This is a genomic window from uncultured Faecalibaculum sp. (genome assembly GCF_910588395.1).
In the GTDB taxonomy this organism is placed as follows: Bacteria; Bacillota_I; Bacilli_A; order Erysipelotrichales; family Erysipelotrichaceae; genus Faecalibaculum.
This window is the reverse complement of the sequence record NZ_CAJUPA010000010.1, coordinates 22,025-35,197: the sequence shown is the minus strand read 5'-3', so window position 1 is coordinate 35,197 and position 13,173 is coordinate 22,025. Positions and strand designations below refer to the sequence as shown.

Genomic DNA, 13,173 nt, shown 5'->3' with positions numbered 1-13,173 from the left:
AGGCATCCGCCTGCTGTTACAGGAGAGTGAAAACATGAATACTGGACTGCTGTTTGTGCTGGGGCTGTGCCCCATCCTCTGGCTCATCCTCGCCCTGCTTGTTCTGAAATGGCCCACCTGGAAAGCGGCAGTGGGCTCGGCCCTGCTGGCGGCTCTGGAAGCCATGCTGGTTTGGAAACTGCCGGCTCTGAATACCGGAACCGCGGCTCTTGAAGGCATTCTGATGGCCCTGTGGCCCATTGTGGTGGTCATCATCGCTGCGGTGTTTACCTATAATTTATGTGTGAAGACCGGAGCCATGGAAACCATCAAGAGCATGCTGGCTTCCGTCACCAGCGACCGCCGGCTGCTGGTACTGATCATCGCCTGGTGCTTTGGCGGTTTCATGGAAGGCATGGCGGGATTTGGCACCGCGATTGCCATTCCCGCCGGCATGCTCGCGGCAATGGGATTTGACCCCATTTTTTCCTGTCTTGTCTGCCTGCTGGCCAACGGATTCCCCACTCCCTGGGGCTCCATCGGCATTCCGACCACCACACTGGCCAATCTAGTGGGCCTGGAAAACACCCACCTGTCCTTTGTGGAGAGCATTCAGTGTGCGCCGTTCATGCTGCTGGTTCCCTTCATCATGATGATGCTCGCCGGCGGCAAAGGGCTGAAGTCCCTGAAGGGCATCGGATTCATCACGCTGATGTCCGGAGTATTCTTCGTGATCCCGCAGATGATCGTGTCCTGGTTTGTGGGCGCAGATCTGGCTGTGGTGGTAGGTGCTGTGTGCTCCATGGCGGTGACAGTCTTGCTGTCCATGAAAAAGAAAACACCGCCGGAATACGAAATGGAAACCGCCGGTGACAAAGGTCTGACACTGGACAGGGCACTGAAAGCCTGGAGCCCCTTCATCATGATTTTCATTCTGCTGCTGGGTACCTCCAAGCTGGTGGCACCGGTGAACAGCTGGCTGGCGCAGTTCTCCTCCGCCATGCAGGTTTACAGCGGACCCAATCCCAACACCATCAGTTTTGTCTGGATCAATACCCCGGGCGTCTGGATCTTCCTGTCCGCCATTGCCGGCGGTCTGATTCAGGGTGCCACCCTGGAGGATTTCAAGTCGGTCTTTATCGCCACGCTGAAGCAGATGACCCCGACGATCATCACCATGTGCAGTGTGCTGGCCACCGCCAAGATCATGTCCTACTCCGGCATGATCGGTGATATCGCCGCTTTCTGCATTGCAGTCACCGGTTCCTTCTATACGGTTTTCGCCCCCTGGCTGGGCTGCCTGGGCTGCTTTGTCACCGGTTCCGGCACCAGCTCCGGCCTGCTCTTCGGCCAGGTGCAGATGGACGCCGCAACTGCGCTGCAGATGGATCCTTTCTGGGTGGTGGCGCTCAACATGCTGGGGGTTGGCGTCGGCAAAATGCTGTCTCCCCAGAGCATCGCCATTGCCCTGTCCGCTGTCGGCGGTACGGGGAAGGACTCGGAGCTTCTCAAAAAAGTGCTTCCCTATGGGGCAGTGCTGCTGGTCCTGACCAGCCTTCTGGCGTATTTCGGCGGGCTGGCTGTCTGAGAGTTTCATGATTTTCTGGGATCTGTTTGCGACTTTCGCAAAAATCGGCGCATTCACCTTCGGCGGCGGCTATGCCATGCTGCCCATGATCCAGGCTGAGGTAGTCAATAAAAAGCACTGGGCCACGGATGAAGACATTCTGGATTATTTCGCCGTGGGACAGTGCACCCCGGGTGTCATTGCGGTGAATACCGCCAGCTTTGTGGGGTATTACCGGAAGGGTATCCCGGGCTGCATCGCCGCCACGCTGGGAGTGATTTTTCCGAGTCTGGTGATCATTCTGATCATCGCTTCCCTGCTCACAAGCTTCGCTTCCTATCCCCTGGTACAGCATGCACTGGGCGGCATCCGCATCGCCGTGGCGGTGCTGATCGTGCAGGCTGTGTACAAAATGGGCAAAACCGGAATCAAGGATGGTTTTGGCTGGGTGATGGCGGCCGCAGCGTTTCTGCTGGCAGGGTTCACCCCGGCACCGACCATTGCCATTGTTGCACTGGCGGCGGCTACCGGTGTGGGATATCAGCGAAAGAGAGCAGGAAAATGAACTGGAACCTGCTTCTGACGCTGTTTTTCGAATTCTTCAAAACCGGTCTGTTTGCTGTGGGCGGCGGACTGGCGACAATTCCTTTCCTTCAGGAAATGATGGAGAAGTATCACTGGTTCTCCACATCGGATCTGATGAACATGATCGCGGTCAGCGAATCCACCCCGGGTCCCATCGGGGTGAACATGGCTACCTATGTGGGGTATCAGGCCTCCGGCGGTCATATTCTGGGGGCTGTCACGACCACGATTGGTCTGGTGATGCCTTCTGTGATCATCATCTGCATCATTGCGAAGTTTCTGCAGAAATTCCGGTCCAGTCACTGGGTGAATGATGTGTTTTCCGGTCTGCGTCCGGCTGTTACCGGACTGATCGCTGCCACGGGCATATCGGTGCTGCAGGCAGCCCTGGGGACCGATGCAGGGTTTGACTGGCTGCGTCTGGCTGTCTTTGCGGCAGCGGGTGCCTTCGTCCTGTGTTTCAGGAAACTGCATCCCATCGTTCTGATTTCCCTGTGCGCAGCAGCGGGAATCGTGCTGCAGCTTTGAAGGAATACGGTATACAGCTGAATTATCATAAACAGGGGAAACTGCCAGGCGGGTGGTTTCCCCTGTTTCCTGTCTGTCCGGCTGGCGGGGGAACATCCGGGAATACAAAAAGAGCTCCTGCTCTCATCCAGGTGAACAGGATGAGAGCAGGAGCCTCAGCAAAGTTCAGAACTCCATAAGAAACATGCCATAAGGCACAAAAAGAAAACGGACCAGTCACTCATATGGATGATAGAGTTTCCAGTCCGTTTTCATTGGTACCTTTCCGATAAGAACCTCCTGTTCCGTTACAGAATAACGAACATGAAGAGTCCGGGTGCAGCATTGCCCCTCTATCGTAATTGCCCGAAGCCATTATAACAGGCATTTTGCTTGTTTCCTAATCTTGTATGTGAAATATCCTGTTTTTCTGCCGGTTTTTTGCATATATCGGTTCAGGAAGAGTCCGGAATGCAGCAAATTGCGTTTTCCACACACGATGCCCGGGCATGATTCCGGTTGTGACAGGCGTTGCAGCGGGCAGAATGATCAGCTTCCGCTGTCATTCTGCTGGCTGCTTCAGGACTGCAGCGTGCAGTTCTGCTTGAAAAACAGATCCCGGGCTTCCTGCAGCGTCAGATGCAGGGACTTCAGTGCCGGGGAGGAACTGTTTGAACCGTAATACCGGTCTGTGGCCTCATCCCGGAAACCCGTGAAAATCAGATCCGATGCGTTGACACCGTAATAGACAGTGCAGCCAGCCTGTACACCGGAATTCCGGATGCAGTCATCCAGATCCTCCAGGATATCTACCGCCGGATAAGACAGCGAAGGCAGGTCATTCAGAAATGACAGCACCTGATTCCAGGCAGCTTTGTCTGCTTCCTCATCCTGAACCAGGCGGTTCAGTTCTCCCTCCGGCATATCCAGCGCTTTCTGTACATCCGCTTCATTCAGCCCGTTGGCCGCCAGCACCCCGGTCAGCCAGGCCCGACGGCTCATGCCTTCACCAGCTGCTCAGCCAGAGCGGCAAGTTTTGCCTTGTCTTCTTCCTTCATGCGGCCTTTGATCGTGACAACAGGCTCCAGAACGGTGATATCCTTCATGCCAGCCAGTTCCGCTTTGATGGCTTTGGCAGCCGCCGGACTCCAGGAACCGTTTTCCACAATGCCCACTGTGCGCTTCTGCCAGGCCTTGTGCTCCAGCGTGTTGAGCAGCGTTTCCATCGGAGGGAACATGCCCATGTTGTAGGTGGAGCTGGCCAGAACCGTTTTCGGGCAGCGGAAGGCTTCCGCCATGACCTGATGCACATCCTGCCGGGTCAGATCCCGCAGAATCACGTTCTGGCCCATGTTCTCCAGAACATCCTTCAGATATTCGCACGCCTGGAACGTTCCGCCATAGGCACACGCGCAGGCAATCAGAATCGCGTTCTGATCCGGCTCATACCGGCTCCACTTGTCATACAAGCCGATATACTTGCCCAGATCCTCCTTCAGAACCGGTCCATGCAGCGGGCAGATCGTTTCGATTTCCAGACCGGCTGCCTTTTTCAGAATGGCCTGCACCTGGGGACCATACTTGCCCACGATGTTGAAATAGTAGCGGGCAGCTTCCGGCTCCCACTCCTCCATGCAGTCCAGTGTGCCGAACTTGCCGAAACCATCTGCAGAAAACAGCACTTTGTCCTCGGGCACATAGGTCATCATGACCTCCGGCCAGTGAACCATGGGCGCAAACACAAATTTCAGATGTCTGCCGCCCAGATCGATTTCGTCGCCCTCTTTCACTTCCACCTTGCGGTCCGCCAGGTTGTCAATGGTGAAATAGTTGGGCAGCATCCGGAAGGTGGTGGCATTGCCGATAATCTTCATATCCGGATACTTTTCAGCCAGCAGACCGATGTTGGCCGCGTGGTCCGGTTCCAGATGGGACACCACCAGATAATCCGGGGTTCTGCCATCCAGGGCTTCTTCCATTTTCGCCAGCCACTCGCCGGTTTTCCGGCTGTCAATGGTGTCCATGATCACGGTTTTGTCATTTCCCTTGACCACATACGAGTTGTAAGCCACCCCATTGGGCACCTTGTACTGAGACTCAAACAGATCCAGACTGGGATCATCTGCGCCTATATACGCAATCGCGTCATTGATCAGCTGCTTCATAGTAATTCCTCCTGATTTATGGATCAGTCCCGGCCCGGGACTGTCCTGCTTAACTGATTATACTTCACCGGGGCATTTCCAGAAATGCCAGAATGTCATCCATGACCCGTTCGCTCTCCCGCTCCAGCAGAATCTCATGGCGCATACCCGGATACAGCGTTCCGCTTGTATTCTGATAGCCAAGATTCCGCATGAAATCCTGTTCGGCGATCCATTTCCGGCGGGACCCGATCACCGGGTCCTCTTCACCGGCAACGAAGAACACAGGCAGAGACGGATTCTTCATCTGCCAACCTTTGTCATCGTACACATCCAGCACCAGCCGGAACAGGTTCATGTAGCCGTTCAGCGTGAAAGAGAATCCATCCAGCGGGTGCGCATTGAAGGCTTTCACATTTTCCTCATTCGCCGAAAGCCAGCCATTGTCCGGAAACGCCCGTCCGAAGGCGCCGTCCGCCAGATCATGAATGAACCGGGACCGGTATCTGCCGCCTTTGACTTTCGCCATCCCCCGGGCCAGTGCCAGACCTGCATGAGCGCCGGGATTGTTCCAGGGGGCGCCGGACAGCACCAGTCCCCGGATCTGATCATCATGGGTTTTCAGGTACTTGCGGGCCACCAGAGACCCCATGGAATGGCCGAACAGCCAGATGGGCGTATCCGGGAACCGCTGCCGGATCCCTTCGGTGACCTGATACAGATCTGCGGCAATGGCATCACCGGTTTCGTCTCCGAAAAATCCCAGCGAATCCGCTTCCTTCGCATTCTGACCATGTCCCCGGTGATCGTGGATCACCGCACCATAGCCATGACGGGCCAGGTAGTCCATAAACGGCAGATAGCGCTCCTTGTGCTCGCACATCCCGTGGGATATCTGCACCAGTCCCCGGAGTTTCTCTTCCGGCTCCGGCAGAGTCAGCAGCACTTCCAGCGGCAGGCCATCCTGCCTGGAACACACAGTAAAGGCTTCTGTTTTCACTCCCTATTTGTCCTCCTCCCGTTTCCGGTTACGCGCCAGCAGAAAGCTGGTCACAAGATCGCAGACCGGCACCAGCAGCAGGACCGTGCGGATCAGGAACGTTTTCGGAGAAAGATCCGAGGATTCAATGCTCCGGTACATCCCCGCCACATCATAGGCACTGGTGATCAGAAGCATCGTGTAGGCGATGCCCAGAAACACCGGCGTCCCTGTGGTGACAGTCAGAAAAACATGAATGCCCTGCAGGGGCAGCAGGCACAGCTTGCCTGCAAAAGCCGCGTTGTACAGCTGCAGCGTATTCATGGTCCGTTTCCCGGCAAACAGAAACACCATGTTCACAATCAGCAGAATGTAGTAGAAAATCAGCAGCGCGCCGCTGGAGGTCAGATAAAACAGATCGATCTCGCTGATCAGCGCCGTCAGCGGCAGCCACAGCAGATACTGTCTGTCATGCCAGGCTGCCAGGATCATCAGGATCATGGTCACTGCCAGCATCAGCGCCGAGATGAGCATGTTGGGCGCCACCAGAAGCAGAACACTCTGCGCCAGGAGAATCCCCACCGCCCAGGTCAGGCACCGGGCAGCCAGACCCGGGTTTGCATTACCAGCTGAATACATACACCACCACAATGGCGATCACCAGGATCAGCGCAGCCAGAGCCGTCCACCGGGTTCTCCCGGTCTCCATTCTTTCTTCATCTTTGTTCATGAGGACATTATAAAATGTTTGTCCGGCCCTGTCTTCCGGCAGCGGTCACAGCGGGTGATGAAAGCATTCTTTTTGTCTCCTGCCCGGACGGGACATGAAAAAGGACGGCAGTCATCCGCCGTCTTTTTTCAGCCCTGTGCTTCCCTCCGGTGTGTTATGCAGGGTCATTGCGGGAAGATCACAGGCTGAGTTCCGCTGCGCCCCTCAGGCCTGCTGTCCGAAATGCGCCAGCAGCATCTGCTCCGCCCGGGCCGACCACAGTCCCCGGTTTTCCCGGCAGACTTTGTCCAGTTCCAGAAAGAACGGATCCTCTTCCCCCAGCTTTGCCAGATCCTCAATGGCGGTCATGGGCATGTTGATGTGGGTATACACCAGTTTCTTGCCTCCTGGCACATCCGGCAGGTTCTTTGTGACCTCCACCGCCGAGTCCAGACCGCCCACATGGGTGATCATGACCGCAGATTCGATCCGTCCATCGGCATTTTTCTCAATGGCTTCCTTCATGTCATCAATGGTGCCGCCGGTGGAACCGATGATCTTGCTCCGGGAATAGTGACTGTCATACAGATTCACCTTCGCGGAGAAATTCGGATCCGTGGGGCCGGCAAACAGGTTCATGCAGCCGTCATATCCCAGCAGCCGGTTGCCCATTTCGCAGACCGCCGCATTGGGAATGTACACAAAGACATCATCGTATCCCTTGCCGCCTGTCAGATCCATCAGATATCCTTCGGCGTCTTCCAGGGCTGCTGTATTTACATACACCAGCTCAACCCCATGTTTTGCAGCTTCCTTTTCGCTGATGACTTCCCGGGCCCGGGCGATCCGGTCATCGCTGATCTCCGTGACCACGATGCGCTTCGGCTTGTTTTCAAAGGTCAGTCCGTAGGAAATGGCACCCAGTCCCATGGGACCGCAGCCGCCCAGGATCAGAATGTCTCCGCCCTCTTTTGTTCCCATCACATGTTCGTACCCGCCAGGTTTCGTGTGGTAGTTGGTGTGATAGCCGCCGATGCAGCAGGAAACCGGTTCCGCCACGGAGCTGGCGAAGTAGGCATCCCCGTCGTATGTCCACAGACAGCCGGCTTCAATGATGTCATTGGGAAAAATGCAGTATTCCGTGTCTCCGCCGCACCACTGGTAGGAATAGCCCGGGGATTCCATCTGACCGGGAATCGCCGGCTGCTGGGCGAATTTCTGTCCCGGCTGGAACTTGTCCTGCCATTTTCTGCCCACTTTCACAATATCACCGGCGAATTCATGACCAATGATGACCGGGTTGTCAGCCACGTCATCGGGGACCCGTTTGTGTTTTGCTCCCTGCTTGACGGTTTTCCAGGTGGACATGCAGATGGAATCGGATACGACTTTCACCAGGATCTCGTCATCCCCGATCTCTGGCAGATCGAATTCCTCCAGACGGATATCATCCACGCCATACAGGCGGATTGCTCTTGTTTTCATATTGTTTTCTCCCTCTCTGTTCCTTCACAGCCATGTCCAGGTGACACAGGCTTTCAGTGCTTCCACAGTATCCGCATCCGCCGGCTGTGTGCCTTCGGTCATGCAGGCGCCCGCGGACAGCGCAACAGCCAGTGTGGCGGTCTCTTCCAGGCTCAGTCCCTGCTCCAGGCTGCAGGCAAGTCCTGCCACCATGGCATCGCCAGCTCCCACAGCGGACTGGAAGGGAATCTTCAGCGCGGGCAGCACCATGGCCTGATCCCGGGTCACAAACAGACTTCCCTCTTCCCCCATGGAGACCACCACCAGTTGCGTGCCGGTCTCCATCAGTTTTCTGGACAGGTCAGTCATCGAAGCGGTGTCCAGCGTTTCTTCCGGCACCTGGAAATACTGACTCAGTTCGAAGCGGTTGGGCTTGATCACATCCGGTCCCGCCTGAATTCCTTCCGCAAACAGAGGCCCATCCGCGTCCAGAATCACCTGCAGTCCCTGGCTGTGAGCCTGAACTGTCAGCTGCCGGTAGATATCCGACCGCACCCCGGGACCCACATTGCCGGAGAGCACCAGCACCCCGCTGGCACCTTCCAGTCTGTTCTGCAGCCGGAGAATATCCTCCTGGGAGCAGGCCGGACCCGCTTCATTGAGTTCCGTCAGGGTCATGTCCGCATCCAGCACCTTCAGATTCGTGCGGGTGTTTCCTTCGATCTCCACAAAGTCGTGGGTGATTCCCAGTTCTTCCAGCCGCTTCCGGATGAAGGTGCCGGCGCTGCCCGCCAGAAACCCCGTGGCCCGGGACCCGACGCCGATGGCGTTCAGAGTTTTCGATACGTTGATGCCTTTGCCGCCTGCATCCTGCCGCACGTTCTGCAGCCGGTTCAGGCGCCCGGGCTCCAGCCGCTGCACCTGTGCGGTCTTGTCCACAGCCGGGTTGAATGTCACGGTGGTGATCATGCGGTTTTCTCCGTCATGATTCTGTGGATCGAAGCGGGCGTGCCGCTGACCACTTCTTCCACCACAGCCATGTCCCCCAGACGCTCGGCGATGTTCTGCAGAATCGTGATGTGTTCATCGGTGGTGGCTGCAATGCCAATCACCACCCGCACGGTTCCCCCGGCCCAGGGAATGCCATCGGGATAGATCTGAATGGCCAGCCCGGTGCGCTTCACGCAGTCCTTGACGTCATATTCCCCGTGAGGAATGGCAATATCATTGCCGATGTAGGTTGTCAGGCCGTGATCCCGGTTGAGCATGCCCTGGATGTATCCTTCTTCAATGAATCCCGCATCCAGCAGCATCTGTCCCACCGAGACGATCGCCTCGTCGCTGGTCGCTGCCCTGCATCCTGTGCGGATGTTGTTCACGTCCAGGATCTGATTGCCCGTGTCTTCTTTTTTCTTCTTTCTGAAAAATGCCATGATGTTCCTTTCCGGGGCCTGCCCCCCTTGCTTTCTGTTGTCTGTAAAATTTGTATCCGATGTACCGTCTGTATCCGTCTGCCGGTTTCTGGCCGGGGCTACTGCCCGCAGTGCCGGACAAAGCGCACAAGCAGGGCATCCAGCGCCTGATCAGCCGCACCCTGATTTCCGGAAAGCAGCGCTTCCCGGAATGTCTCGTCCTGAGCCATGCTGCGGTTGATCCGGGAAAGCAGATGCTGCATCTGCCGGCTGCCGCTTTCCGGCAGCACCGTCACCAGGACTCCCCGCAGACCATTGTCGAAGGTTCCCTGTTCCGGGTACAGCAGGGCTGCCTGAATTTTTTCCGTTCCCTGGCTTCGGGCATGGAACAGGGCAAATCCTTCTGCCGGCGCCAGGACAGCACCCAGCTGTTCCCGCTTCCACAGGTCCTGCTCCAGCAGCGCCGCATCTCCTTCCAGAATCTGCGCCGCCTGGTGGATGAGAGCTGCCGGTTCGTAGCGGGAGGAAACCGGCACAAACCGGATCCCCTCCTGCATCATCCGGGCTGCTTCCAGGATATCCTGCAGCCGCTCCAGCTCCATGTCCAGATCCTCGGTTCTCGCCGCGGCCGGAGCCGGCAGCAGCTGCAGCGCACTCACCTGTTCCTGAATCCGCTTCAGATCCGCGCCGGGCAGAAGCGGCGACACCTTCAGCACGCTTCCCGGCAGTCCCACCACCTGGAATGTGGTGATGAACAGTTCTATGTCCTCCCGTTCCCGGGCCTGGGCGGCAGACAGTGCTTCCAGTGTGATCTGTCCTGCGAACGCCCGCTCCAGTCTGGCACTCAGCAGCGATGACACGCCGATGCCGCTGGCACAGACCACCGCTGCCCGGATCGTGCGCCGGTTCTGCCGGCTGGTCCGTTCGAAGCAGGCACCCACGTGCATGGTGAGAAATCCGATTTCTTCCTCCGGCAGTCTGGCCTGCAGCATGGCTTCCATGGCCGCGGCTGCCTGTCTTGTCTGTTCAAACAGGTCCTGGTACTGGGTTTTCAGATGATCCAGCAGCGGATTGTAGATCGGCAGGCCGCTGCGCATCCGGATCACCGTGGGCTCCAGATGGGAAACCAGTCCCTGAATGAACTGGGCATCCATGCCAAGCCGTGCGGCTTCCTGTGGCGGAAAACCTTCGATGAAGCACCGGGCCAGGTCCAGAATTTCTTCCTGTCCCGCATCTGCCAGCCCATCTGCCCGGTTCAGCTTCGATCCCCGCAGATGCAGTGCCACTGCATCGGTCTCCGTATCCGGAAACGTCACATGGAATTCTTTTTCCAGCAGCCGCACCAGCGCTCCGGCTTCCCGGCGGCTGTCTTCCATTTCCGGCAGTCCCACCAGCTGTTGCCGGCAGGGATCGCCGGCCTGGATCCGCTCCAGGGCAATGACCAGATGAATCACCAGCCCGATGTAGGAATTCTGTTCAAAACGGATGAGATTCAGTTCCTGCCGGTGGCTGGACAGCAGAGACAGCAGCCGTTTCAGGATGTCCTGATCCAGAAGCGAGAGAATGGCACTGCCTTTGAACAGCTGATCCAGGGCTGTGTCCGGATCCAGATAATCCACGGTTTTGTATTCCACATTTTCATGCATCAGACCGGACATGGCTTTGCGCCGGGCTTCTTCACTGCCTGTGATCTCGCCGTTGCGGCCAATGGTCAGCCCAAGGCCCGCAAGCCGCTGCCGCAGATCTTCCAGGTCGTGGGAGATCGTGGCCTCCGATACCTGAAACCGGCTGGCGTAGACCACCAGTTTTTCCCCGCCATCCCGCCGCAGAAGTTCGTACAGCAGCAGATCCTGCCGCTCATCCCGGTTGAGCACCTGCATGGGCCGTGCCCCCAGAGCCGCTGCCAGACTCTCCCGGTTTCCCGTCAGGGCCAGCCCGGGTCTTGTCTGCAGCGTTGCACCGTAAGGGGCCAGAGCCTGCCGGGCGCATTCCAGTTCCCGGAACAGGGTCCGGCGGCTGATCCGGATGCGTCTGGCCATTTCATCCGCAGAAACCGTCTTTCCTTCCTCCTGCTCCAGCAGGATCAGGAATATCCGCCCGAGTCGTGGAGAAATATTCATGTCAGTTCATCAGCTCCGTCACGATCCGGTCGTATTCCACACCGCCCATGAAACTGGTGATGGGACAGATGCGGGCATCCGGACACTGGATCCGGGCTCTTTCCGCCAGGGATTCATGGGTCACTACGAAGGCGGTTTCCCGGGACAGGTCATTGATGGCGGAATGCTCCACCGGGATGTCCAGACCGGCGGCTCTCAGCTTTTTCGACAGCGCTGCCGCGCCCATGGCGGAAGATCCCATCCCCGCATCGCAGGCAAAGACGATTTTCGACGGGCGGGCAATGCCGCTGGTCACCACCGGTGCAGGGGCTTCCGGCTGTTTCAGCAGATCCTGCACGATTTCGTCGTATTCGGCACCGCCCATGAAATTGTTGACCGGGTAGATGTTCGCCTTCGGGCACTGTTTCTTCACCCGTTCCACCAGAGAAGCCTGCGTCACCACAGCTTCCATATCTGCAGGCAGATCATTGATGGCATAGTGTGGAACGGCTGCATCGGCACCGGCGGCTTTCAGCTTTTTCGAAAGCGTGGCCGCTCCCATGGCGGAAGATCCCATGCCTGCATCACAGGCGAAGGCGAGTTTCGGCAGGGCAAACCCGGCGGGTGCCGGCTGCGGAATGCCGCCTTTGGAGGAGACTTTGGAATCGGCGACTTCCTTCTTTGCCGCTTCCACATCCTTTTCCTTGCCGAAGGCCTTCAGCAGCACGGCGTTGACCCCGAAGGACACCGCTGCGGCGATCAGAATGGACAGGATGACACCCAGATAGCTGTCCCGGGCTGTCATGCCCAGGATCGCCAGGAAGGAGCCGGGGCTGGCTGCGGACACCAGTCCGGATCCGAAGATGGTGTTGGTGATCACGCCTGCCATACCGCCCAGGATCAGGCCCACAATGGTTACCGGGTTCATGAGCACATAGGGGAAATAGATTTCGTGAATCCCGCCCAGGAATTCAATGATCAGCGCACCGGGGGCAGTTTCCTTCGCATTGCCCTTGCCAAAGAGACAGTAGGCCAGCAGCAGACCGAATCCCGGACCGGGATTGGCTTCGATCAGGAAGAAAATGGATTTTCCGGTTTCCGCCACCTGGCTCATGCCCATGGGCGTGAACACCCCGTGGTTGATGGCGTTGTTCAGGAAGAGGACCTTGGCCGGCTCCACGATGACGCTGGTCAGCCAGAGCAGACCGTGGTTCACCAGGAAGGAGACACCGGTTTCCAGCACGGTGTTGAGCATGAGGCATACAGGGCCGATGGCCAGGCATCCCAGCACTGCCAGTAGCGCGCCCAGGATCCCCGCGGAGAAGTTGGTGAACAGCATTTCAAATCCCTGGGGCGTCCGGGGCTGCACGAAGGCATCCACCTGTTTCATGCACCAGCCCCCCAGCGGGCCGGCAATCATGGCGCCGATGAACATCGGGGTTTCCGTCCCGGCTGTCACACCCGCCGCGGCACAGGCGCCGATGATTGCGCCCCGATCTTCGTAGACCATCTTGCCGCCGGAATAGGCAATGAGGATCGGCAGCAGAAACCGCTGCATGGGAGATACAATGGCATTCAGCGTTTCATTGGGACACCATCCCGTGGGAATGAACAAAGCGGTGATGATTCCCCATGCAATGAATATGGAGATGTTCGGCATGACCATTCCTGAAAGGAACCTGCCGAAAGTCTGGAGTTTCTGTTTCATGATTCTCTCCTCGTTCTTTC

General features: G+C 57.5%; 12 protein-coding genes. 3 read left to right on the top strand and 9 right to left on the bottom strand.

Annotated features, from left to right (window positions below; all coding sequences use genetic code 11):
- Positions 1 to 34: 34 nt before the first annotated feature.
- Genes QZ305_RS04080 through QZ305_RS04070 form a run of 3 tightly spaced genes read left to right on the top strand, consistent with a single transcriptional unit; the run spans position 35 to position 2,659 of the window.
- On the top strand, positions 35 to 1,567 hold the full coding sequence (locus tag QZ305_RS04080) for an L-lactate permease (protein ID WP_294730298.1): 1,533 nt from the start codon (positions 35 to 37) through the stop codon (positions 1,565 to 1,567).
- Between the two features lie 7 nt (positions 1,568 to 1,574).
- Entirely contained in the window at positions 1,575 to 2,111 is a 537-nt protein-coding gene (locus QZ305_RS04075) for a chromate transporter (RefSeq protein ID WP_294730296.1), read from the top strand.
- Entirely contained in the window at positions 2,108 to 2,659 is a 552-nt protein-coding gene (locus QZ305_RS04070; RefSeq protein WP_294730294.1) for a chromate transporter, read from the top strand. The genes QZ305_RS04075 and QZ305_RS04070 overlap by 4 nt, the downstream gene beginning before the upstream one ends.
- Before the next feature lie 558 nt (positions 2,660 to 3,217).
- On the opposite strand, the gene QZ305_RS04065 is transcribed toward QZ305_RS04070, so the two are convergent.
- From QZ305_RS04065 to QZ305_RS04025, 9 genes are all read right to left on the bottom strand, one after another.
- On the bottom strand, positions 3,218 to 3,640 hold the full coding sequence (locus tag QZ305_RS04065) for a hypothetical protein (RefSeq protein ID WP_294730293.1): 423 nt from the start codon (positions 3,638 to 3,640) through the stop codon (positions 3,218 to 3,220).
- Positions 3,637 to 4,803, bottom strand: coding sequence for an FprA family A-type flavoprotein (locus QZ305_RS04060; protein WP_294730291.1), 1,167 nt, complete (start codon positions 4,801 to 4,803; stop codon positions 3,637 to 3,639). The genes QZ305_RS04065 and QZ305_RS04060 overlap by 4 nt, the downstream gene beginning before the upstream one ends.
- Before the next feature lie 64 nt (positions 4,804 to 4,867).
- Complete coding sequence (locus QZ305_RS04055; RefSeq protein ID WP_294730289.1) at positions 4,868 to 5,782, bottom strand: alpha/beta fold hydrolase; 915 nt, start codon at positions 5,780 to 5,782, stop codon at positions 4,868 to 4,870.
- Between the two features lie 3 nt (positions 5,783 to 5,785).
- The gene (locus QZ305_RS04050) at positions 5,786 to 6,400 is read right to left on the bottom strand and encodes a hypothetical protein (protein WP_294730286.1); all 615 of its coding nucleotides are present in this window, start codon (positions 6,398 to 6,400) and stop codon (positions 5,786 to 5,788) included.
- Between the two features lie 295 nt (positions 6,401 to 6,695).
- Positions 6,696 to 7,955: a zinc-binding dehydrogenase gene (locus QZ305_RS04045; protein WP_294730285.1), complete on the bottom strand. Its 1,260-nt coding sequence runs from the start codon at positions 7,953 to 7,955 to the stop codon at positions 6,696 to 6,698.
- Positions 7,956 to 7,979: 24 nt separating this feature from the next.
- A complete protein-coding gene (pfkB, locus tag QZ305_RS04040; protein WP_294730282.1) occupies positions 7,980 to 8,903 on the bottom strand; it encodes a 1-phosphofructokinase in 924 nt (307 codons plus the stop codon).
- Positions 8,900 to 9,367, bottom strand: a complete 468-nt coding sequence (locus QZ305_RS04035) for a PTS sugar transporter subunit IIA (RefSeq protein ID WP_294730280.1) — start codon at positions 9,365 to 9,367, stop codon at positions 8,900 to 8,902. Before QZ305_RS04035 ends, pfkB begins: the two co-directional genes overlap by 4 nt.
- Before the next feature lie 98 nt (positions 9,368 to 9,465).
- On the bottom strand, positions 9,466 to 11,466 hold the full coding sequence (locus QZ305_RS04030; protein WP_294730278.1) for a BglG family transcription antiterminator: 2,001 nt from the start codon (positions 11,464 to 11,466) through the stop codon (positions 9,466 to 9,468).
- 1 nt (position 11,467) lies between these two features.
- Positions 11,468 to 13,153, bottom strand: a complete 1,686-nt coding sequence (locus tag QZ305_RS04025; protein WP_294730276.1) for a PTS mannitol-specific transporter subunit IIBC — start codon at positions 13,151 to 13,153, stop codon at positions 11,468 to 11,470.
- Between the last annotated feature and the right edge of the window lie 20 nt (positions 13,154 to 13,173).